The organism is Bradyrhizobium ferriligni (assembly GCF_056837965.1).
Genome location: NZ_JBXEJO010000104.1, coordinates 1 through 19,782, shown reverse-complemented (window position 1 = coordinate 19,782; position 19,782 = coordinate 1). Strand labels below are relative to the sequence as shown.

Here is a 19,782-nt window from a genome sequence, read left to right as displayed (position 1 = left end):
CATCAACCTTAACGCCTTCCGCCCCTGAAGCAGCTTGATCCCGCCACACTGGCGCCCTCGTCGGGGGGCCTGTACAAGCCGTCAAGTTGATTTTCATCCGGGGGAATGATGCGTCTACCGATGCATCCAAGGACGATAGCGCTCGGGATCGCGGTGGTGCTGGTCTCGTTCGTGATCAGCCTCAAGGCAATGGACTGGCTCGCGCCGAGCGTCACCGTGCAGAAGCCGAAGCTCGCAGAGCTGCCGCCGCTGCCGCAGGCGCCGCGTTCCTCGACGATCGTGGCGCAGGTCTCGGTCGCGCTGTCGGCGATCCGCGACGCCGCCGAACGCGGCGCGCCGAAGACCTTCGGCGGCAAGGCCGACAACCCGGTCCAGCAAATCCTGCAAAATGCCGACATCGGCTGGACCGCATCGCGCGGGCCGATCGCGGCCACCGGCGCGCAGGACGTGCTGACGCTGACCACCCCGATCAACGGCACGCTCAAGGTCACCGGCGCGCTGTCCGCCAAGGCAACCGGCGCGGTCAGCGACGCGCTCGGCAGCCTGCTCGGCGGCAATGTCGCCAAGCAGATCGGCGCCGTGAACATCAAGAACGTCAACGCCAACGCCGAGATCAAGGGCAACGTCACCCTCACCGCGCGCCCGAAGCTCGGCGCATCCTGGCGGATCGAGCCGAACCTGCAGGCTCAGGTCAATCTCGGCGACACCAGCCTGTCGACGGCCGGCGTCCGCATCAGCGTGCCGGCCCAGGTCAAGCCTGTTATCGACAAGGCGGTCGCCGACCAGATTTCTGTGGTCGAGGCCCGATTGCACAACGACCCGGTGTTCCAGAACAACGCCCGCACGCAATGGGCCAAGGCCTGCCGCTCGATCCCGCTGCAAGGCACCGGCGGTACCACCTCGATGCCGCCGATGTGGCTCGAACTGCGACCGACCCGCGCGATCGCAGCGCAGCCCAAGGTCGATACGTCCTCGCTGATCCTGACGATGGGGATCGAGGCCGAGACGCGGATCACGGAGGCACAGACCACCCCGAACTGCCCATTCCCGGAAAAACTCTCGATCGTGCCGCCGATGGCGAGCCAGGTCGCGATCGGCCTGCCGGTCGACCTGTCCTTCACCACGCTGAGCCAGCTGGTCGAGGCGCAGCTCAAGGGCAAGACCTTCCCCGAGGACAGCTCCGGTCCGGTCGACGTGACCGTCAAGAGCGCGAGCATCGCCGCCTCCGGCGACCGGCTTCTGATCTCGCTCCTGGTGCACGCCAAGGAGAAGGCCAGCTGGTTCGGCCTGGGCGCCGAGGCGACCGTGCACATCTGGGGCCGGCCGCGGCTCGACCAGCCGTCGCAGACGCTGCGGCTGACCGACGTCGAGCTGGCGGTGGAATCCGAGGCCGCGTTCGGCCTGCTCGGCGCCGCCGCGCGCGCCGCGATCCCGCACATGCAGCAGACCCTCAACGACCGGCTGGTGGTCGACCTGAAGCCATTCGCGACCAACGCGCAGCGGAAGGTCGCCGCCGCCATCGCCGACCTGCAGAAGAACGAGGAAGGCATTCGCGTCGACGCCGAGGTCAACAGCATCCGGCTGGCCGGCATCGACTTCGATTCCAAGACGTTGCGGGTGATCGTGGAAACCGACGGCACCATCAAGGCCGCCGTCACCGCGTTACCGGCGCTGTAACCGAATCCTCTCCCTCTCCCCGCTCTTCGCGGGGTCGAGACGAGCGGAGCTCGCTCTGAGCGGGCTGGAGGTGCGGGGCCTTCTGCACGGGTGGCGATTGTCGTGAAACCGGTAACCCCTCACCCGGATTGCGTCGCAATCCGGGTGATCCCCGCGAGCGGGGGGAGGTAACAAGGCCTCCGCTCGCGCGTTCCATCCGCCCCCTGTCCTGCCCATGCTCAAAAAGTCGTCTTTGCGACAGCTTGTCGCAGCGGCTAGAACGCCTCGGTGGAAGCAACCCTCAACGAAAAAGCCAGGGAGAAAAACACGATGAAAACACTCTTGGCCGCAGCGGCGGCCGGCCTCGCGCTCACGGTCTCCGCGACCGCGGCGAACGCCCAGATCTCCGACGACGTCGTCAAGATCGGCGTGCTCACCGACATGTCGAGCCTCTATGCGGACGCCACCGGCAAGGGCTCGGTCGCCGCCGTCGAGATGGCGGTCGCCGATTACGGCGCCAAGGTGAAAGGCAAGCCGGTGCAGGTGATCGCAGCCGATCACCAGAACAAGCCCGACGTCGGCGTCAACATCGCACGCAACTGGTACGACAACGACAAGGTCGACGCGATCCTCGACGTGCCGACCTCGTCGGTCGCATTGCCGATCTCGGCGCTGACGCGCGAGAAGAACAAGATCCACATCAATTCCGGCGGTGGCTCCTCCGATATCACCGGCACCGCCTGCTCGCCCAACACGGTGCACTGGACCTACGACACCTACGCGCTGTCGAACGTCGCCGGCAAGGCGATGGTCAAGCGCGGCGAGGACACCTGGTTCTTCGTCACCGCCGACTACGCCTTCGGCATGGCGCTGGAACGCGATGCTGCCAATGTCGTCAAGGAAAGCGGCGGCAAGGTGCTGGGCGACGTGCGTCATCCGCTCAACTCGTCGGACTTCTCGTCCTTCCTGCTGCAGGCGCAGGCCTCCAAGGCCAAGGTCGTGGCGCTGGCGAACGCCGGCGGCGACACCACCAACGCGCTGAAGCAGGCTTCCGAGTTCGGCCTGACCCAGGGCGGCCAGAAGATGATCGCGCTGCTCCAGGAGATCACCGACACCCATTCGCTCGGCATCAAGGCCACCCAGGGCCTGATTGTCACCGACGCCTTCTACTGGGACATGAACGACGAGACCCGCGCCTTCTCGAAGCGCTTCAACGAGAAGGTCGGCCACATGCCGACCATGATCCAGGCCGGCCTCTATTCGGCGACCATGCATTACCTGAAGGCGATCGAGGCCATCGGCACCGACGAGGCGCCGAAGGTGATGGCCCAGATGCGTGCCACGCCGGTCAACGACTTCTTCGCCAAGAACGGCCATATCCGGATCGACGGCCGCATGGTGCACGACATGTATCTGTTCGAGGTCAAGAAGCCCGAGGAATCCAAGGGCGAGTGGGACCTCTACAAGCTGATCGCCACCGTGCCCGGCGACGAGGCGTTCCGCCCGCTCGACAAGGGCGGCTGTCCGCTGGTGAAGTCGAACTGACGGCTACTCAACACCGGATCGCGTCGAGCGATGCGATCCGGCTTCTCCGCGCAAGCCGGGCGGGGCGAAAGTTCACTGCAAGCATTACGCCTGGAAGACCCGCAGCGTTGCGATCTGGAACGGACGCAGCGCCAGGCGGCATACCCGATCCTCGATCGGCAGGGCCTCGATGCGGTCTTCCAGGGTGTTGCTCATCCACACCGACGCGATGTCGACGCCGAAATCGAGCGTCGCGGCGGTGCGAATGCCTGCGCTCTCGTAGAGCCGCACCACCCAGCCGTCGCCATCCTCGGCGGGCTTGATCGTATCGACGATCGCGTTGGCCGGGGACACGGTCAGGAGCGAGTGTCGCAACGGCGCGCGCGGTTTTCCCTTCGTCCACAGCACCGGACGCTCGAACCGCAAGGCGCGCCCGACCGTGTCCGCGCTGCGCCAGTCGCCGTGATGAGGATAGATCGCATAGCGCATCCGGTGCCGCCCGAGATCGGCCTGCGGATCGGGCAATTCGGAGCCGCGCAGCAGCGTCAGCGCGAGCTGGTTGCCGAACGCCGAATAGCCGTGACGGCAGTCGCTGAACAGCGACACGCCGAAATCCGGCTCGGCGAGATCGGCCCAGCGATGGCCGGGCACCTCGTACTTGGCCGCATCGGCATCCGTGTTGGCATGCGTCGGCCGCTCGGTTGCGCCGAACATGGTTTCATAGGTTGCGTTGGACGCACGACAGGCCACCGGGAACATGACCTTCAGCGCCGTCTTGCGCTCCTGCCAATCGACCGTGGTTTCGAATTCGAGATGATCGGCGCCGGCATCGAGGCGGATCACCTGCGCGAGCCGGCTCGCGCGTCCGAGCCCGCGCTCGAAACGGACCTCGCCGCGCAGTCCGCCATCCGACAGCGCGGCGCAGCTCACCTCCCCTGCCGCCTCGCGCGCGGTCTCCAGCGCGAACGGATCGATATCCCATGCCTCGAAATCGAGCGGCCGGTCATCGAGCAGCAGCAGCCGGGCTGCCGGTGACGCGAAGGTCTCGCGGCCGGTCGCAACGTGCAGCAGCGACCGAACAAGCCCGCTGCGATCAATGCGCGCCTCGAGCCGCGCATTCGACAGCACGAAGCCGTCCGCATCTGCGCAGACCACAACGCGATCGTCGGTCGTCGTCGTTTCGCCCGCCGCAAACGGCGCGGCGACAATGTGACGAAGCTCGCCGCCGGGGTCGGACGCGACCTCGGCACGCGCGCAGCCCAGCGTGTTGATGGGTATCCAATTGCCGTCTTCGGGATCGCACAGTGTCCCCAGCACGGCTTGCGTGCGACGCCCGGCCTCCTCCGCTACGCCGGCGAGTTCGACCTCCGCACGTTCATAGACCTCGCGGATGCTGCTGCCGGGAATGATGTCGTGGAACTGGTTGACCAGCAGCGTGCGCCACAGCGCTTCGATCTCCTGTGCGGACGGTGCCGGTTGCCGGCAGGCAGCCGCGACAGTCGTCACGAATTCGAGTGCCTGAAGGCCGGCCTCGCAAGCGCGGTTCAGGCGCTTGGTCTCGGCCTGCGTGGTGTAGGTGCCACGATGATATTCGAGATAGAGCTCGCCTTCGATCGTCGCCAGATCCGGCGCCGATACCGCCAGGCGGTCGAAGAACTCGTCGACGGAGCGAATCTGGATCCGCGGCAGCCCCTGCAAGTCCCTTGCGCGCTGCAACGTCTCGAGCATCGTCTCGTCGGCACCGCCGCCGCCGTCGCCATAGCCGAACAGATAGAGTGCGTCGGACGAACGGTCGGCGTCCTTGTAATTGGCGGCGTGATAGCGGAGCTCCGCGACCTGCGCCGATCCGTTGTAGGTGTCCGCCGGGGGGAAATGCGCCAGCACTGTGCTGCCGTCCAGTCCGCGCCAATGGAAGCTGTGATGCGGCGGTGAGGTGAATTTGTTCCACGACAGCTTCTGGGTAAGGAAGCGCGACATCCCCGCCGACTGCATCAGCTGCGGCAGCTGGGCGTCGTAGCCGAACACGTCGGGATTCCAGAACACGCTGGAGCGCGCGCCGAACGTCTGCTCGAAATAGCGCTGACCATAGAGGAACTGACGGCAGATCGACTCGCCCCACGGCAGATTGCAGTCCGGCTCGATCCAGCTGCCGCCGACCGGAATCCATTGGCCGGCGGCGGCCTTGGCGCGAATTCGGGCGAACAGGTCAGGGTCATTCTGCTCGATGACGGCGTACTGATAGGCCTGCGAGCAGGCGAATTTGAAATCGGGATAGCGCTCCATCAGCGCCACCGCCGTGGAGAAGCTGCGTTGCGCCTTGCGCCGGGTTTCCGCCAGCGGCCACAGCCATGCCGTGTCGAGATGGGCGTGGCCGATCGCCGACATCTCGTGGGTGATGCTGCCGTTTCGTGCCGCGAGCAGGCCGTCGAGGATCGCCCGCGCCGCCGGCCACGTCGCGCGGTCGTCGGGGTCGGCGATGTTGCAGATACGGTTGAGATCGTGCAGCAGGCGCCCCGCCCAGGTCCGATCCAGCGCCGGTTGCGCCGTCTCTCCGACAGCTCCGTATGACCTCGACCTTGTCGTGGGATCGCGGTCAGCCTCGAGCTGGCGCAGCACTTCGTAGTCGAAATAGAATGCCGAGGCCTCGGGATCGAAGCGGCGCAGCTCGCAGGCGACCAGCGCGTAGGCCTGCGGATCGCTCCAGAACGCGCCGAACAGGCCGTTGCAGGCCACCTCCACATGGAAGCTGATCGTCTCCCCGCCGCTCGCCGACTGAACGAGCGGCGCGACGTGGCGGCCGGGATTGAGACCCTGTGAGGAACGTCCGTTGAGCCAAAGCAGCGCTTCCGAGCGGCTGTCCCAATACAAATCCACGCGCGAGCCGGCCCAGGCCTGCGGCAGCTCGGCCACGACGTGCACCCAATAGGTCGCCCATAGCGGTCCCAGCGTCTCGCCCAACGGGACCGGCCGATAATCGAGCTTGAGCGCGTCCTCGAGGGTGATCCGCTCGGTGGGACCGGCAAGCGCGAGCGAAGTGACCGGCACGCGGTCGGCATGAATCTTCTGTTGCAGCCGCTCCGCAAAGCCTTCCAACCGGCGCCGCGTGTATTGCGGGTAGCGGCCGCGAATCCGGGCTACCGCGGGATCGCCGCTCTCGCGGTCCTTGTCATTCATCAGGTTCAGCCATTTGAAGAATGATTACGTAAGCTCAATCGGTTGATGATGATTGAAACGGGCACCTCTCCGATGCCATGGAGACGCGCTGTCCGAATTGGATTGCCTGACCTAATCCTTACATTCTTCCCGGATTTTATCCATCGGCCAACAAAAAGCGCGCCCGGCAGCAGCCGGACGCGCTCTTTTCCTGCAGGTCGCGATATGCCTTAGTCGGTCGAGTACTTGAACTCGGGCATCGCCTTCAGCTCATCCTTGGACGCATTGAACACGGCGTGATCCGGATACCACGGATTCGGCTTCGACGCCGCCGCCGCCGGAGCTGCGCCCGTGGTGGTGTTCGTCTTGGCGGTGCCGCCGGTGCTGTTGGACGCGCCGGTATAGGCGATCGGCTCGCTGACGAACTTCACCTTGTCGAGCGGCACGGCGACCAGATGCTCGCCGACGCCAAGGAAGCCGCCGACACCGATCACGACCGCCTTGATCGTACCGCTCTTGTCCATCAGCAGATCGTTGATCGACCCGACGCTCTCGTTCTTGTCGTTATAGACGCTGAGTCCGGCGACCTTCGACGCACGCCAGTTGCCCTTGAACTCGGTCGGCGACGTCGCTGACGTCGATGCCGCTGGAGCCGGCGACGTGGCCGCAGGAGACATCTTGTCGCCCTTGTCGGTTGGAGTCTGCGCAACGGCGACGGTTGCAAGCAGCGCGGTGCCGGCGAGGCCGGCGATGATGGATTTGACCAACATTGATGGCTCTCCTCTCGCAAAATCGATGCTGGGAAAACCCGTCATCTTCACAACCGTTCCTAACGGACCTGCGATCAAAAGCCGCTTGGATGCCGAGGAACACGATAAGGCGATGCGGCCGACTGGAGGGTGGGGACGTTTCAGCGCATGGAACGCTGCGCCGCTTGACGAAGGTAATCGTGATCTCTCAACTAAGCTTGCGGTTGAGCCTCACGACTGCGCCGGACGCGCAGTCCATGATGTGACGATGTTTGGCTCACTAAGTCGTCCCGGCGAACCGCGCTACACAGGCCGCACGCTCTCCCAGCGACCGCATCATCGATCGACGAGCATCGTCATGCGCGCATGTTGCCGCGCGATCAGAAGCCGCCCCAATAGGGCGGCACGCCGTAGAAGCGATGCAGCTCGACTTCCTGCGAACGATCGCCCCAATCGAAATCCTTGTCGGCACGGAACGACGGCGCGCGCTTCAGCTCCTCGTCCTCGATGTCGAGCTCATAGGCCTCGAACTTCGGGTTGTAGTGCAGCCGGCCCCAGGGCAGCGGGATCAAATTGGTTCCGATGCCCAGGAAGCCGCCGAAGCTCAACACCGCGTACGATACCTTGCCCGAGATCTTGTCGATCATCAGCCGCTCGATATGGCCGATCATGTCGCCATTGGCCCGGCGTACCGCCGTCCCCTCGACCCGGTCGCTTGCAATCAGCTGATGCGGCCTGGTCTCGACCTCGACAGCCATCTCACCCTCCCTGACCTGAAAGGGAAATAACGCGTCGCAAGGGGGACGGGTTCCGCCCTGGATATGACAGCCGCCCTTCCCTTTCTCCGGCTGCCATGGCGGCTAGGGACCGCGGCGCTGTACCGGGAGGTTCTGCCCGCATTTCAGGGCATCAGGATTGATGACAGAACGATAACTTTTCTCCCTGCCGCCGACCTGTTAACCCGGATAGCCGGGCAAGATTTCAGACACACACTGAAACAAAATTCCTGAGCCGCTTTCCCCGAATCACGGACAAAAGATCGGTATGACCCAGGCTGCGCCCAATATCCTTGTCGTCGAGGACGATCGCGAGACGCGGTCCCTTATCGCAAAATATCTCCGTACCAATTCCTGTCATGTCACGACCGCCTGCGACGGCCGCGAGATGGCCAAGGCGATGACCGACCACCGAGTGGACCTCTTGGTGCTCGACGTCATGCTGCCCGGCGAGGACGGCCTCAGCCTGTGCCGCAAGGTGCGGGCGGAATCGCAGACGCCGATCATCATGCTGACCGCGCGCGGCGAGGACGTCGACCGCATCCTCGGCCTCGAGATGGGCGCCGACGACTACCTGGCAAAGCCGTTCAACCCGCGCGAGCTGCTGGCGCGGATCAACGCGGTGCTGCGCCGGCAGGCCGCCGCGCGCAACGCCAGCGCGATCGAGGGCGCGACCACGCTGACCTTCCTCGGCTGGCGTATCGACATCCGCCTGCGCGAGTTGCGCAACCCCGAAGGCGCGCGCGTCGCCATGACCAGCGCCGAGTTCGACCTGCTGCGCACCTTCTGCGAGCGGCCCGGCCGCGTGCTGTCGCGCGACAGCCTGCTCGACCTGACCCAGGGCCGCAGCGCCGGCTCGTTCGAACGTTCGATCGACGTGCTGGTCAGCCGCATCCGCCGCAAGATCGAGCCCGATCCGCAGGAAGCTACCATGATCAAGACGGTGCGTTCCGGCGGCTATGTGTTCACGCCGAGGGTGGAGGCGGTTGCCGCCACGAACAACTGACCATGAAGCTGCTGCGCGTGCTGAGTCTGCGGGGGATCGGCGCCCAGATGGCGGCGTTGGTCGTCGTTTCGATCGTCGCGCTGCATTTGATCATCACCGCCACATTCCTGATCCATCGCCCTGATCGGCTGGAGCCTTCGGATCGCTGGCACACCCAGCTCGCCGCCGCCGCGCAGCTGCTCGGGCATGCCCCGGCGTCGGAGCGGCCGCGGCTCGTGGCCGACGTCGCCCGCGCCTTCCCGCAACTTGCGATCGGCGACCTGCCGGCCGATGCCGGCGCGCTCACCGAAACCGATACGCCCAGCCTGCACGCGCTGCGCCGGCTCGGCGCCGGCTATCGCATCTTCCTGCTGCCGCGCGAGGCTGGCGGCACGCCGCATGACGGCGAAATTCGCCGCGTCGCGATCCGCCTGCCCGACGGCGCCATGTTCGCCGCCAACCTGACGCCGGATCAGCACATGCGGCCGTTCTGGGGTGGACCGTGGATGATGACGGTGCTGTTCGCCGTCATCAGCGTCACCCTGCTCGGCCTGTGGGCAGCATGGGCGCTGACCGCACCGCTGTCGTCCTTCGTCAAGGCCGCCGAGACCTTCAGCCTGAACGGCGCCGCCGCGCCGCTGCCCGAACGCGGTCCGGAGGAGATCCGTTCGCTGGCCCGGGCGCTGAACCGGATGCGCGAGCGCATCACCGCATTGATCGACGATCGCACCAAGATGCTGGCCGCGATCAGCCATGATCTGCGAACGCCGATCACGCGGATGCGGCTGCGCGCCGAATTCATCGAGGACGAGACCCATCGCCACCGCATGCTGCGCGACCTCGACCAGATGCGCTCGATGCTGGAATCGGTGCTGTCGTTCCTGCGCAACGACCGCAGGCTCGAGGAGATGACGCTGGTCGACATCGCGAGCACGCTGCACCTCGTCACCGATCAGTTCGCCGACATGGGACACAAGGTCAGCTACGCCGGCCCGCAGCACGCGATGGCGACCGCGCGGCCGGCCGACCTGCACCGCTGCATCACCAATCTGGTGGACAATGCCGTGCGGTTCGGCGGCGAAGTGGCCGTCCGCCTCGACGTCAAGCCCGACCGCCTCGTCGTCGACATCGAGGATGACGGGCCCGGCATTTCGGATGCGCACAAGGCGAGCGTGCTGGAGCCGTTCGTGCGCGGCGACCAGGCGCGCAACATGGATGAGGCCGAAGGCTTCGGCCTTGGCCTGTCGATCGCCAACGCCATCGTGCTCGCGCATGCCGGCACGCTGTCGCTGCACGATCGCAAGCCGCACGGGCTCGTGGTCCGGATCGAATTGCCGGCGCGGCAGCAGCAGTTGCAGCCGCGACGGAAATCCGCGGCCTGATCAGCCGAAGCTGTGCGATGATGAGACGTCAGGCGGCGAGCGGCGTAATAAGCTCCGCTTCCTCGTAGATCGCGATGGCCTCGAAGCGGTAATTGCAGGCGCGGCAATTCCACAGGAATGACGTACGGCCTTCGCTGTGCTCCACCCAGTCGGGGCGGGCGATCGGCTTGCCGCATTGCGCGCAGGGATTTTCGCGAGGCAAATAGCCGGTGTCCTGACGGACCATGGCGCATCTCCCGAATGTTGTTTCTTGCGTGCTTGCAATGGACAGAGCGGCTGACTGAACGCTCGCACGCTCTGTCGTAGGTGAAGTCTAGACCTTCATTGATTCGTTTGCACGACAAACTGCTGTGGATAGCGTGCGGCAAAATTAGTCAGAAAAATTCCAAGGAAATGGAAACCAAGACAATTTTTGGCTGAGACGGTTGAAGCGAACAATTTGAAGCATCATTCGCGCAATCGTCGGCCGGCCCACCGGCATCCGGACAATCACGGACGCATAACGTTCGCTGATGCGAAGGTTTTGCCACATTCCTGCCCGCTCGCCGTACCAATGAGACCGCAGAACCGACGCGCATCTGAAAGCCCCGAGCGACTGAGATGAAGACCATACAAGCCCTTGGCTGCCTTGCCGCGATCGCGGTGCTGGCGTCCTGCGCGAGCGCGCAGGCGCAATCGCGCGCGCAATATGAGGCGATGGTGGCGGCCGAGGCCCAGGCGAACCTCGTGCCGGAAGAGCTGGTGCATCGCGTCATCGTGCGCGAGAGCAAGTACCATCCGCAGCTGATCGGACGCGGCGGCACCATCGGGCTAATGCAGATCAAGCTCGGCACTGCACGCGGCCTCGGCTACACCGGTACCGCCGAGGGTCTGCGCGATCCCCAGACCAACCTCAAATACGGCATCAAGTACCTCGCCGGCGCCTATCGCGCCGCCAATGGCAATCACGATCGAGCCGTGCGTTATTTCGCGGGCGGGTATTACTACGCCGCAAAGCGCCAGCGCGGGGATCACCTGAAGGAAGCGAAGCATGGCGGCGCGGGTGCACCGCCGAAGGAGCTCGCCAAGTCGGAGCAAATGACGGCCGATACCGCCGAGCCGAAGCCGGAACAGGCCGAAAAATAGCGCCGATCGGGTCTTCACCGCCGCACAGCGTGGCCGGCCATCCTCGACACCGCCTCTCAACGCAAATCACGCGATCGTTCCGTTAGCAACCTGGTGTGAAGAGGTGCGGCACCGCAGCGCGCCCGCGTCTGGCATACAAGTTGACACACAAGCCTATCCGCCTACATTAGGGGCGTTCCGAGGGGTGCTCCGAAGGAGGAGCTGAGATACCGCAAGCTTGGACTAGCCAGTAGGCGAATAGTCCGGGACCGCGGTGACCCTTTGAACCTGATCCGGGTCATGCCGGCGAAGGGACAGGGATGTATCAGACGTCAAGACCGCGGGGGGATTCCCCCGTCACCATCATCGGCGCAGGCATAGCCGGCGCCTGGCATGCGCTGTTGCTCGCAGAGGCCGGACGTGCCGTCACCTTGCATGAGCGCAGTGACGCCGCGATGACGGATTCCACAAGCCACTGGGCCGGCGGGATGCTGGCGCCCTGGTGCGAGGCGGAAGCCTCCGAGCCCGTGATCTCCCGGCTCGGCATCCGCTCGCTCGAGCTGTGGCGGCAGCACGTCCCGGAAACCCCGTTCAACGGCTCGCTGGTGGTGGCGCATCCGCGCGACCGCGCCGATTTCGAGCGCTTTGCCCGCTTCACCACCGGCCATCGCCGGCTCGACGCCGAGGGCGTTCGCGCGCTCGAGCCGTCGCTCGAGGGCCGTTTCCGTGACGCCCTGTTCTATCCCGACGAGGGCCATGTCGAGCCGCGCCGCGTGCTGCCGCGGCTGCATGCCGCGATCGCCAAGGCCGGCGGCGCCATTAAGTTCGGCAGCGACGCCGAGGCAACCGATCTCGACGGCCTCGTGATCGACTGCCGCGGGCTCGCCGCGCGCGACCGCGAGCCGAGCTTGCGCGGCGTCAAGGGCGAGATGATCATCATCGAGACCTCCGAGGTCGAATTGGCGCGCCCGGTGCGGTTGATCCATCCGCGCTGGCCGCTTTACGTGATCCCGCGCGGCGACGGCCGCTTCATGCTGGGCGCGACCTCGATCGAGGCCGAGGACAACGGCGTCAGCGTGCGCTCGGCGCTTGAGCTGTTAGGCGCGGCCTATGTCGTGCATCCAGCGTTCGCCGAGGCGCGCATCGTCGAATTCGGCGCCGGCCTGCGTCCGGCCTTTCCCGACAATCTGCCGAAAATCAGGATCGAGCAGGAACGCATCACGGTGAACGGACTCTACCGTCACGGCTTCCTGCTGGCGCCGGCGCTGGCCGAGCTGACGCTCGCCTATCTCGCGCGCGGCGAAATCGACAATGAGGTGATGCAATGCGCGTGATCGTCAACGGCGAGCAGCGGGAGATCAGTGCCGTCAGCGTCGATGCGCTGCTGGCCGAGCTCGACTACGAGGGCACGCATTTCGCGATCGCGCTGAACTACGACGTGGTGCCGAAGAGCCGCTGGGCCGACACCGCGCTGAAAGCCGGCGACGAGATCGAGATCATCACGCCGCGGCAGGGAGGGTGATGTGAGTTATTTCGCAAAGTCCCTCCCCACGTCGTCCCGGCCGAGTGCGCGCTTGCGCACGGAGCCGGGACCCATAACCACGACCAGCAATTGCCGGAAAGAACGTCGCCCCGCGTGCCTCACTGAAGGGCCGCGGCGTATGGGTCCCGGCCTTCGCCGGGACGACGAGTTGAGTGCGGGGCTGAGAGCGGAGAGACACTGACACCATGGTCACCTTCTACGGCAAATCCTTCCCGTCCCGCCTGCTGATCGGTACGGCGCTGTATCCCTCGCCTGCGATCATGCAGAACGCGATCCGCGCCTCGGGCGCCAGCATCGTCACGGTGTCGCTGCGGCGGGAGGCGGCGGGCGGCAAGACCGGTGATGCGTTCTGGTCGCTGATCCGCGAGCTCGGCGTCACCGTGCTGCCGAACACCGCGGGCTGCCGCAGCGTCAAGGAGGCGGTGACCACCGCCAAGCTCGCGCGCGAATTGTTCGGCACGCCCTGGATCAAGCTCGAGGTGATCGCCGACAATGACACGCTGCAGCCCGACGTGGTCGGCCTGGTCGAGGCGGCCGGCATCCTGATCAAGGACGGCTTTGAGGTGTTTCCCTATTGCACCGAGGATTTCTCGGTCGCCTCGCGGCTGGTCGACGCCGGCTGCAAGGTGGTGATGCCATGGGCGGCACCGATCGGCAGCGCGAAGGGCATCACCAACCGCGACGCGCTGAAGCTGCTGCGCGACCGCCTGCCCGACATCACGCTGGTGGTCGACGCCGGCTTAGGGGCGCCATCGCATGCCGCCGAGGCGCTCGAGCTCGGCTATGACGCCGTGCTGCTCAACACCGCCGTGGCCAAAGCTGCCGATCCCGTTGTGATGGCCAATGCCTTCCGCCTCGGCGTCGAGGCCGGCCGCACCGCTTACGAAGCCGGGCTGATGGAAGCCCGCGACTTCGCCTCTCCCTCCACCCCTGTCGTTGGGACCCCGTTCTGGCATGCCGTATCCTGATCCATTCTATCCCGTCGTCGACAGCATCAAATGGGTCGAGCGACTGACAAAACTCGGCGTCGGCACCATCCAGCTGCGCGCCAAGGAGCTCGACGATGCCGGGGCGCTGCAGATCGTCAGCGATGCGCTGGCGGTGACCAAGGGCACGCCGACCAAACTCGTCGTCAACGACTATTGGCGCGCAGCGATCGTCGCCGGCGCCGAGCATCTGCATCTCGGCCAGGAAGACCTCACTGAGGCCGACCTCGGCGAGATTCGCAAAGCGAAATTGACGCTCGGCATCTCCACCCATGACGACGCCGAGCTCGCCACCGCGCTCGCCGCCAAGCCCGACTATGTCGCGCTCGGCCCGATCTTCTTCACCACGCTCAAATCGATGCGGTTCGAGCCGCAGGGCATTCCGAAGATCACAGAGTGGAAGAAGCGGATCGGCTCCATCCCCCTTGTCGCGATCGGCGGCATCAAATTCGAGCACGCGGCCGAGATCTTCGCCGCCGGCGCGGACTCGATCGCCGTCGTCAGTGACGTCACCCAGAACCCCGACCCCGACGCGCGGGTGCGGCAATGGCTCGGCCTCGGCGCGGAGGCCGCGTGATGCACACGACCGTCACCCCACAGACTCCGCCGTCATCGCCCGGCTTGACCGGGCGATCCAGTACGCCGCGGCATCTCCGTGTCACACGGCGGCCTCTGGAATATTGGATCCCCGCTTTCGCGGGGATGACAGCGATACTCAACTCGCGCGCAGCGACTCACACGAATTAAAACGGAGGATCCCTCATGAACATCCGCTCCAATCCCGACACCACCCGTCCCGCCGTCACCACCGGCGCGCTGCCCGCCTCGCGCAAGATCTTTGCGACTCCGGAGGCCGCGCCCGACCTGCGCGTGCCGCTGCGCGAGATCATGCTGTCGGAAGGCGCCGGCGAGCCGAACCTGCCGGTCTACGACACCTCGGGCCCCTACACCGATCCGAACGTCACGATCGACGTCAACGCCGGCCTGCCGCGCAATCGCCTCGCCTGGGTCAAGGAGCGCGGCGGCGTCGAGGAATATGAGGGCCGCACCATCAAGCCGGAGGACAACGGCAATGTCGGCGCCTCCCACGCGGCCAAGGCGTTCACCGCGCACCACACGCCGCTGCGCGGCCTCGACGGCCACAGGATCACGCAGCTCGAGTTCGCCCGCGCCGGCATCATCACCAAGGAGATGATCTACGTCGCCGAGCGAGAGAATCTCGGCCGCAAGCAGCAGCTCGAGCGCGCCGAGGCCGCGCTTGCCGACGGCGAAAGCTTCGGCGCTGCGGTGCCGGCCTTCATCACGCCGGAATTCGTCCGCAGCGAGATCGCGCGCGGCCGCGCCATCATTCCCTCCAACATCAACCATGCCGAGCTCGAGCCGATGATCATCGGCCGCAACTTCCTGACCAAGATCAACGCCAATATCGGCAACTCGGCGGTGACCTCGTCGGTCGAGGAAGAGGTCGACAAGATGGTGTGGGCGATCCGCTGGGGCGCCGACACCGTGATGGACCTCTCGACGGGGCGCAACATCCACACCACCCGCGAATGGATTTTGCGCAACTCGCCGGTGCCGATCGGCACCGTGCCGATCTATCAGGCGCTGGAGAAGTGCGACGGCGATCCCGTCAAGCTGACTTGGGAGCTCTACAAGGACACGCTGATCGAACAGTGCGAACAAGGCGTCGACTATTTCACGATCCACGCCGGCGTGCGCCTCTCTTACATCCACCTCACCGCCAACCGCGTCACCGGCATCGTGTCGCGCGGCGGCTCGATCATGGCGAAGTGGTGCCTCGCGCATCACAAGGAGAGCTTCCTCTACACCCATTTCGACGAGATCTGCGACCTGATGCGCAAGTATGACGTCTCGTTCTCGCTCGGCGACGGTCTGCGCCCGGGTTCGATTGCGGACGCCAACGACCGCGCGCAGTTCGCGGAGCTCGAGACGCTCGGCGAGTTGACGAAGATCGCGTGGGACAAGGGCTGCCAGGTCATGATCGAGGGCCCCGGCCACGTGCCGATGCACAAGATCAAGATCAACATGGACAAGCAGCTCAAGGAGTGCGGCGAGGCGCCGTTCTACACCCTCGGGCCGCTGACGACCGACATCGCGCCGGGCTATGACCACATCACCTCGGGCATTGGTGCGGCGATGATCGGCTGGTTCGGCTGCGCGATGCTCTGCTACGTCACGCCGAAGGAGCATCTCGGCCTGCCCGACCGCAACGACGTCAAGGTCGGCGTCATCACCTACAAGATCGCGGCCCACGCCTCTGATCTGGCCAAGGGCCACCCCGCCGCGCAGCTCCGTGACGATGCGCTCAGCCGCGCGCGGTTCGACTTCCGCTGGGAGGACCAGTTCAACCTCGGCCTCGATCCCGACACCGCGAAGAACTTCCACGACGAGACCCTGCCCAAGGAAGCCCACAAGGTCGCGCATTTCTGTTCGATGTGCGGCCCGAAATTCTGCTCGATGAAGATCACCCAGGACGTCCGCGACTACGCCGCGACGCTCAACGATCCGACGGGCATCGGGATGTCGGTGTCAGCCACCATCGAGGACGGCATGGCGACGATGAGCGCCAAGTTCAAGGAGATGGGGTCTAGCGTGTACCTCGATGCGGACAAGGTGAAGGAGAGCAATCGGGTGTTGTGAGGGCTCGCCCCCACCGCTCGTCGTGCCGGGCAACAGCGCGAAGCGCGTCTTCGCGCGAGATGACCCGCGCATCCATCGAAAGACGAAAGGCCGGGTGAAAGCCCGGCCTTTTTGCGTCTGGACCATTCACTTATGATTTAGTGCCTGTGTGCGGCTTGTAGAGGGCCGGTCACGACAGCAACCGGCCCAGGGCCACACCAGGCGCTCCGCAGAACCTTGACCTGGATCAACGAAAAATCCGCCATCTCATCGCTTGCTATGACGCTCAAAAGCGATGAAGGTTGCGTCGGGGATATTACCCCTGCCCTCAAATAGACGATTGAGCGCCAATTCCACGTTCGCCTCGCAGAGGCTCCAGCAGTCTGGTGACCATTTGATTGGAGAGTTTCATGAGAACCTTCAATGCGGTGCTATTCATACTTCTCGTTGCGCAAGCGGCCTCGACACAGGCTGCGGATTTGAGCGGAGCCTGGACGATCGACGCCTCGGCTTGCAATCAGGTCTTCACCAAGGAGAACAACAAGCTCGCGTTCAGGAAAGATGCCGATTTCAACGCGGGTGGCCTGATCGTCCAGGGCAAGCAAATCACCGGCACGTTTCAAAAATGCACCGTCAAATCGTTGCATGATGACGGGCAGAATGTTCGCGTGATTGCGGCGTGCTCGGACGGCGTCGCGGTTTCGGACGTGTCATTCGACATAAAGCTCTCTGGAGAGAACAAGATCATACTCAGCTCCAAGGAACCGGTGCCGGTGGAGACGCCGTATGTTCGCTGCTCGATGTGATATTCGGCGGCGACGGCCTGAGAGTAACGCGGATGATCGGCTAGCGAAGGTCCTACGCCGCGCTTTGCGCGGACCCGTTGGCTAACCTGCCCTATGACGCCGTCGCGCCAACGGTCGGTTGCGCGCCGCCCCGCACGCCTCCACCAAACTCAATCTCCCGATATCCATCCGCCGCCACTCCGTTGATGATCCCCAGAAACTTCGGCGTCCCTCCGTTGTAGACAAAGTAGCGGACCGTGCCCTCCTCGTGGCCGGCGACGTTGGAGTTGTAGCCGGTGAACCACGACTTGGCTTTGCGCATCAGCATGATCTCGTACATCTTGACGACATGCGCGGTCCAGCGCTGCTGCGCCTCCAGCGTGGCGTCGGCGCGGGTCAGGCCGCGGTCCCACATGTATTGCAGCAGATTGGTGCACCAGTTGACACCGTTCTCGATGCCGCGCGGGAAATTCGTCGAGGCGGAAGCGCTTTGCGGGCCGGTCGGCATCAACAGGTTCGGGAAGCCGTGCACGAGCATGCCGAGGAAGGTCGACGGCGCATGCTTCCACTTGTCGGCGAGGCTCTCGCCGCCGATGCCGCGGATGTCGATCAGGTCGTAGGCGCCGGTGATGGCGTCGAAGCCGGTGGCGTAGACGATGATGTCGAAATCGTAGTCGCGCGCCGTGGTGCGCAGGCCTTTCTCGGTAACGCGCACCAGCGGCGTATCGCTGAGGTCGACGAGCTGCACATTGTCGCGGTTATAGGCTTCGAAATACCGCGTCTCCAGCGGCAGGCGCTGCACGCCAAAGCCGTGATCCCGCGGGATCAACTTTTCGGCTACATCAGGATCGTTCACGCGCTGGCGGATGCGGCCCGCGATATATTCCGAGAGCTCCGCATTGGCGGCTTCATCCATGAAGATCTCGCGGAAGTTCGCGAGCCAGATGCCGAAGCCGGGCTCGTCGTAGAGCTTGTCCCACAGCTTAAGCCGCTCCTCGCGGCTCACCTCGTAGAAGCCGCGCTTGTCGGGGCCGTGCACGAAGCTGCCCGGCGTCAGCGCGCAGGCAGCAAAAATCTCGTCATAACGCGCGCGGATGTCGGCCATCTCCTCGTCGGAGATCGCGGAGTTGTTGAGCGGCGCGCTCCAGTTCGGCCGGCGCTGGAACACCGTGAGCTCGCCGACCTTGTCTGCGATCTCGCCGATCAATTGAATGCCGGTCGCGCCGGTGCCGATCACCGCGACTTTCTTAGCCTTGAGATCGACCGGCTCGTGCGGCCAGTAATAGGTATGGAACGAGCGGCCCCTGAAGTCCTCGATGCCCGGCACCCGCGGCATGGTCGGCGCGGACAGCAGCCCGATCGCGAGCACCACGAAGCGGCAGGTCAGTTCGCGGCCGTCACTGATCCTCAATTGCCAGAGATCGCGGGTCTCGTCGAACTGCATGGTCTCGACCTTGCAATTGAACTGCATGTGCCTGCGCAGGTCGAACTTGTCGGCGACGTAGTTGAGGTAGCGCAAATTCTCCGGCTGGCCGGAGAAACGCTCCTTCCAGTGCCACTCGTCGAGCAGCTCGCGGGAGAATGAGAAGCCGTAGGTGTAGCTCTCGGAATCGAAGCGGCAGCCCGGATAGCGGTTCCAGTACCAGGTGCCGCCGAGATCGGGCGCGGCTTCGAGCACGGTGGCATCGATGCCGAGATCGGCCAGCCGCTTGATCTGGTAGATGCCGGCGACGCCGGCACCGACCACGATCACCTCGTAATGGGTTTTCGCCTCTCCCGTCATGGCTTGCTCCAAAATTCTTCTTGATCTGTTGTGCTAGATTACAGACCGTTTTGCCCGATCAGGCAACCGCGCCGCAGCGCACGACTTGCGTTGAGGCGCTGCCTGCACCACATCGATCACTGCAATTCACCAAACGCAGTCCGGGCAAGCGACATGACCGACAATCTCACCGGCGTCTGGGACGGCAGCTATGTTCAGCCGAGCGGCATGGTCACGTTCCTGGCGACGCTGATCGACGCCGGCGGCGCGCTCGGCGGCAGCGTGACCGAACCCTGCGTGATGCCGGGCTGTCCGGTCAGCACGCACAATGCCTCGCTCGCGGGTCATCGCTCCGGCAGCGCTGTTACGTTCGTCAAGCGCTACGAGCCACCGGGCTACGGCTATGACACCGTGCACTATGAAGGCGCGGTCAACGCCGACGCGACCGAGATCGACGGCCGCTGGAGCATCCGCGGCACGGCGTTCTCGGGCACGTTCCTGATGGTGCGCGCGACCGGACCGTCGCAAGCGGTCACGACGGAAGAAGAGATCAAGGAGCCGGTGCGCTAGCGCGCGATGAAGTTTGCTTGAATGGGTCTGGCGAGACAAACTCGTTCCACCTCCACCTCTCCCGCTTGCGGGGTCGCGACGAGTGAAGCTCGCTCTTAGGCCGGCGCGTAGCGCCGGGTGGGGGCTCTCTCCACGATACGACTCGCGGAGAGAGCCCCACCCCAGCC

At 64.9% G+C, this 19,782-nt stretch carries 17 protein-coding genes and 1 riboswitch; of the genes, 12 read left to right on the top strand and 5 right to left on the bottom strand.

What is annotated here, in order from left to right; translation table 11 throughout:
• Window positions 1-108: 108 nt before the first annotated feature.
• Both AC1VNY_RS39125 and AC1VNY_RS39120 read left to right on the top strand, forming a co-directional pair.
• The gene (locus AC1VNY_RS39125) at window positions 109-1,677 is read left to right on the top strand and encodes a DUF4403 family protein (RefSeq protein ID WP_482409175.1); all 1,569 of its coding nucleotides are present in this window, start codon (window positions 109-111) and stop codon (window positions 1,675-1,677) included.
• Between the two features lie 309 nt (window positions 1,678-1,986).
• On the top strand, window positions 1,987-3,201 hold the full coding sequence (locus AC1VNY_RS39120) for an ABC transporter substrate-binding protein (RefSeq protein WP_482409174.1): 1,215 nt from the start codon (window positions 1,987-1,989) through the stop codon (window positions 3,199-3,201).
• 84 nt (window positions 3,202-3,285) lie between these two features.
• Here the strand turns inward: AC1VNY_RS39120 and AC1VNY_RS39115 are convergent, their stop codons facing one another.
• The 3 genes from AC1VNY_RS39115 to AC1VNY_RS39105 all read right to left on the bottom strand — a co-directional run bounded on the left by AC1VNY_RS39115 (window position 3,286) and on the right by AC1VNY_RS39105 (window position 7,840).
• A complete protein-coding gene (locus tag AC1VNY_RS39115) occupies window positions 3,286-6,354 on the bottom strand; it encodes an alpha-mannosidase (protein ID WP_482409173.1) in 3,069 nt (1,022 codons plus the stop codon).
• Between the two features lie 209 nt (window positions 6,355-6,563).
• Window positions 6,564-7,103: a PRC-barrel domain-containing protein gene (locus AC1VNY_RS39110; RefSeq protein WP_482409172.1), complete on the bottom strand. Its 540-nt coding sequence runs from the start codon at window positions 7,101-7,103 to the stop codon at window positions 6,564-6,566.
• Window positions 7,104-7,462: 359 nt separating this feature from the next.
• Window positions 7,463-7,840, bottom strand: a complete 378-nt coding sequence (locus AC1VNY_RS39105; protein WP_028344225.1) for a PRC-barrel domain-containing protein — start codon at window positions 7,838-7,840, stop codon at window positions 7,463-7,465.
• 286 nt (window positions 7,841-8,126) lie between these two features.
• On the opposite strand from AC1VNY_RS39105, the gene AC1VNY_RS39100 reads away from it, so the two are divergent.
• Together AC1VNY_RS39100 and AC1VNY_RS39095 are read left to right on the top strand one after the other, a co-directional pair.
• The gene (locus tag AC1VNY_RS39100) at window positions 8,127-8,864 is read left to right on the top strand and encodes a response regulator (RefSeq protein ID WP_482409171.1); all 738 of its coding nucleotides are present in this window, start codon (window positions 8,127-8,129) and stop codon (window positions 8,862-8,864) included.
• Between the two features lie 2 nt (window positions 8,865-8,866).
• A complete protein-coding gene (locus tag AC1VNY_RS39095) occupies window positions 8,867-10,225 on the top strand; it encodes an ATP-binding protein (protein ID WP_482409170.1) in 1,359 nt (452 codons plus the stop codon).
• Window positions 10,226-10,253: 28 nt separating this feature from the next.
• Here the strand turns inward: AC1VNY_RS39095 and AC1VNY_RS39090 are convergent, their stop codons facing one another.
• Window positions 10,254-10,451: a hypothetical protein gene (locus tag AC1VNY_RS39090; RefSeq protein WP_016840916.1), complete on the bottom strand. Its 198-nt coding sequence runs from the start codon at window positions 10,449-10,451 to the stop codon at window positions 10,254-10,256.
• Between the two features lie 374 nt (window positions 10,452-10,825).
• Here AC1VNY_RS39090 and AC1VNY_RS39085 point away from each other — a divergent pair, with 374 nt between their 5' ends.
• The 7 genes from AC1VNY_RS39085 (at window position 10,826) to AC1VNY_RS39055 (ending at window position 17,304) form a co-directional block, all read left to right on the top strand.
• Entirely contained in the window at window positions 10,826-11,350 is a 525-nt protein-coding gene (locus AC1VNY_RS39085) for a lytic transglycosylase domain-containing protein (RefSeq protein ID WP_028344222.1), read from the top strand.
• A gap of 170 nt (window positions 11,351-11,520) precedes the next feature.
• A riboswitch (TPP riboswitch) is annotated at window positions 11,521-11,662 on the top strand.
• Window positions 11,650-12,663 (top strand): FAD-dependent oxidoreductase, encoded by a 1,014-nt coding sequence (locus AC1VNY_RS39080; protein WP_482409169.1) that lies wholly within the window; start codon window positions 11,650-11,652, stop codon window positions 12,661-12,663. (Overlaps the previous riboswitch by 13 nt.)
• A complete protein-coding gene (gene thiS / locus AC1VNY_RS39075) occupies window positions 12,654-12,851 on the top strand; it encodes a sulfur carrier protein ThiS (protein ID WP_038383033.1) in 198 nt (65 codons plus the stop codon). Before AC1VNY_RS39080 ends, thiS begins: the two co-directional genes overlap by 10 nt.
• A 206-nt stretch (window positions 12,852-13,057) precedes the next feature.
• Window positions 13,058-13,840: a thiazole synthase gene (locus tag AC1VNY_RS39070; protein WP_482409168.1), complete on the top strand. Its 783-nt coding sequence runs from the start codon at window positions 13,058-13,060 to the stop codon at window positions 13,838-13,840.
• Window positions 13,827-14,435 (top strand): thiamine phosphate synthase, encoded by a 609-nt coding sequence (gene thiE / locus AC1VNY_RS39065; RefSeq protein ID WP_482409167.1) that lies wholly within the window; start codon window positions 13,827-13,829, stop codon window positions 14,433-14,435. The genes AC1VNY_RS39070 and thiE overlap by 14 nt, the downstream gene beginning before the upstream one ends.
• Window positions 14,436-14,620: 185 nt before the next feature.
• Window positions 14,621-16,519, top strand: a complete 1,899-nt coding sequence (gene thiC, locus AC1VNY_RS39060; RefSeq protein WP_482409166.1) for a phosphomethylpyrimidine synthase ThiC — start codon at window positions 14,621-14,623, stop codon at window positions 16,517-16,519.
• 389 nt (window positions 16,520-16,908) lie between these two features.
• Window positions 16,909-17,304: a hypothetical protein gene (locus AC1VNY_RS39055; RefSeq protein ID WP_482409165.1), complete on the top strand. Its 396-nt coding sequence runs from the start codon at window positions 16,909-16,911 to the stop codon at window positions 17,302-17,304.
• A gap of 91 nt (window positions 17,305-17,395) precedes the next feature.
• On the opposite strand, the gene AC1VNY_RS39050 is transcribed toward AC1VNY_RS39055, so the two are convergent.
• Window positions 17,396-19,066 (bottom strand): flavin-containing monooxygenase, encoded by a 1,671-nt coding sequence (locus AC1VNY_RS39050; protein ID WP_482409164.1) that lies wholly within the window; start codon window positions 19,064-19,066, stop codon window positions 17,396-17,398.
• A 153-nt stretch (window positions 19,067-19,219) separates the two neighbouring features.
• Here AC1VNY_RS39050 and AC1VNY_RS39045 point away from each other — a divergent pair, with 153 nt between their 5' ends.
• On the top strand, window positions 19,220-19,615 hold the full coding sequence (locus tag AC1VNY_RS39045; protein ID WP_304496489.1) for a hypothetical protein: 396 nt from the start codon (window positions 19,220-19,222) through the stop codon (window positions 19,613-19,615).
• Window positions 19,616-19,782: the final 167 nt, after the last annotated feature.

Coding starts and splice junctions, on each gene's coding strand:
- AC1VNY_RS39125 (WP_482409175.1), top strand. CDS start 109: ATGCGTCTACCGATGCATCCAAGGACGATAGCGCTCGGGATCGCGGTG.
- AC1VNY_RS39120 (WP_482409174.1), top strand. CDS start 1,987: ATGAAAACACTCTTGGCCGCAGCGGCGGCCGGCCTCGCGCTCACGGTC.
- AC1VNY_RS39115 (WP_482409173.1), bottom strand. CDS start 6,354: ATGAATGACAAGGACCGCGAGAGCGGCGATCCCGCGGTAGCCCGGATT.
- AC1VNY_RS39110 (WP_482409172.1), bottom strand. CDS start 7,103: ATGTTGGTCAAATCCATCATCGCCGGCCTCGCCGGCACCGCGCTGCTT.
- AC1VNY_RS39105 (WP_028344225.1), bottom strand. CDS start 7,840: ATGGCTGTCGAGGTCGAGACCAGGCCGCATCAGCTGATTGCAAGCGAC.
- AC1VNY_RS39100 (WP_482409171.1), top strand. CDS start 8,127: ATGACCCAGGCTGCGCCCAATATCCTTGTCGTCGAGGACGATCGCGAG.
- AC1VNY_RS39095 (WP_482409170.1), top strand. CDS start 8,867: ATGAAGCTGCTGCGCGTGCTGAGTCTGCGGGGGATCGGCGCCCAGATG.
- AC1VNY_RS39090 (WP_016840916.1), bottom strand. CDS start 10,451: ATGGTCCGTCAGGACACCGGCTATTTGCCTCGCGAAAATCCCTGCGCG.
- AC1VNY_RS39085 (WP_028344222.1), top strand. CDS start 10,826: ATGAAGACCATACAAGCCCTTGGCTGCCTTGCCGCGATCGCGGTGCTG.
- AC1VNY_RS39080 (WP_482409169.1), top strand. CDS start 11,650: ATGTATCAGACGTCAAGACCGCGGGGGGATTCCCCCGTCACCATCATC.
- thiS (WP_038383033.1), top strand. CDS start 12,654: ATGCGCGTGATCGTCAACGGCGAGCAGCGGGAGATCAGTGCCGTCAGC.
- AC1VNY_RS39070 (WP_482409168.1), top strand. CDS start 13,058: ATGGTCACCTTCTACGGCAAATCCTTCCCGTCCCGCCTGCTGATCGGT.
- thiE (WP_482409167.1), top strand. CDS start 13,827: ATGCCGTATCCTGATCCATTCTATCCCGTCGTCGACAGCATCAAATGG.
- thiC (WP_482409166.1), top strand. CDS start 14,621: ATGAACATCCGCTCCAATCCCGACACCACCCGTCCCGCCGTCACCACC.
- AC1VNY_RS39055 (WP_482409165.1), top strand. CDS start 16,909: ATGAGAACCTTCAATGCGGTGCTATTCATACTTCTCGTTGCGCAAGCG.
- AC1VNY_RS39050 (WP_482409164.1), bottom strand. CDS start 19,066: ATGACGGGAGAGGCGAAAACCCATTACGAGGTGATCGTGGTCGGTGCC.
- AC1VNY_RS39045 (WP_304496489.1), top strand. CDS start 19,220: ATGACCGACAATCTCACCGGCGTCTGGGACGGCAGCTATGTTCAGCCG.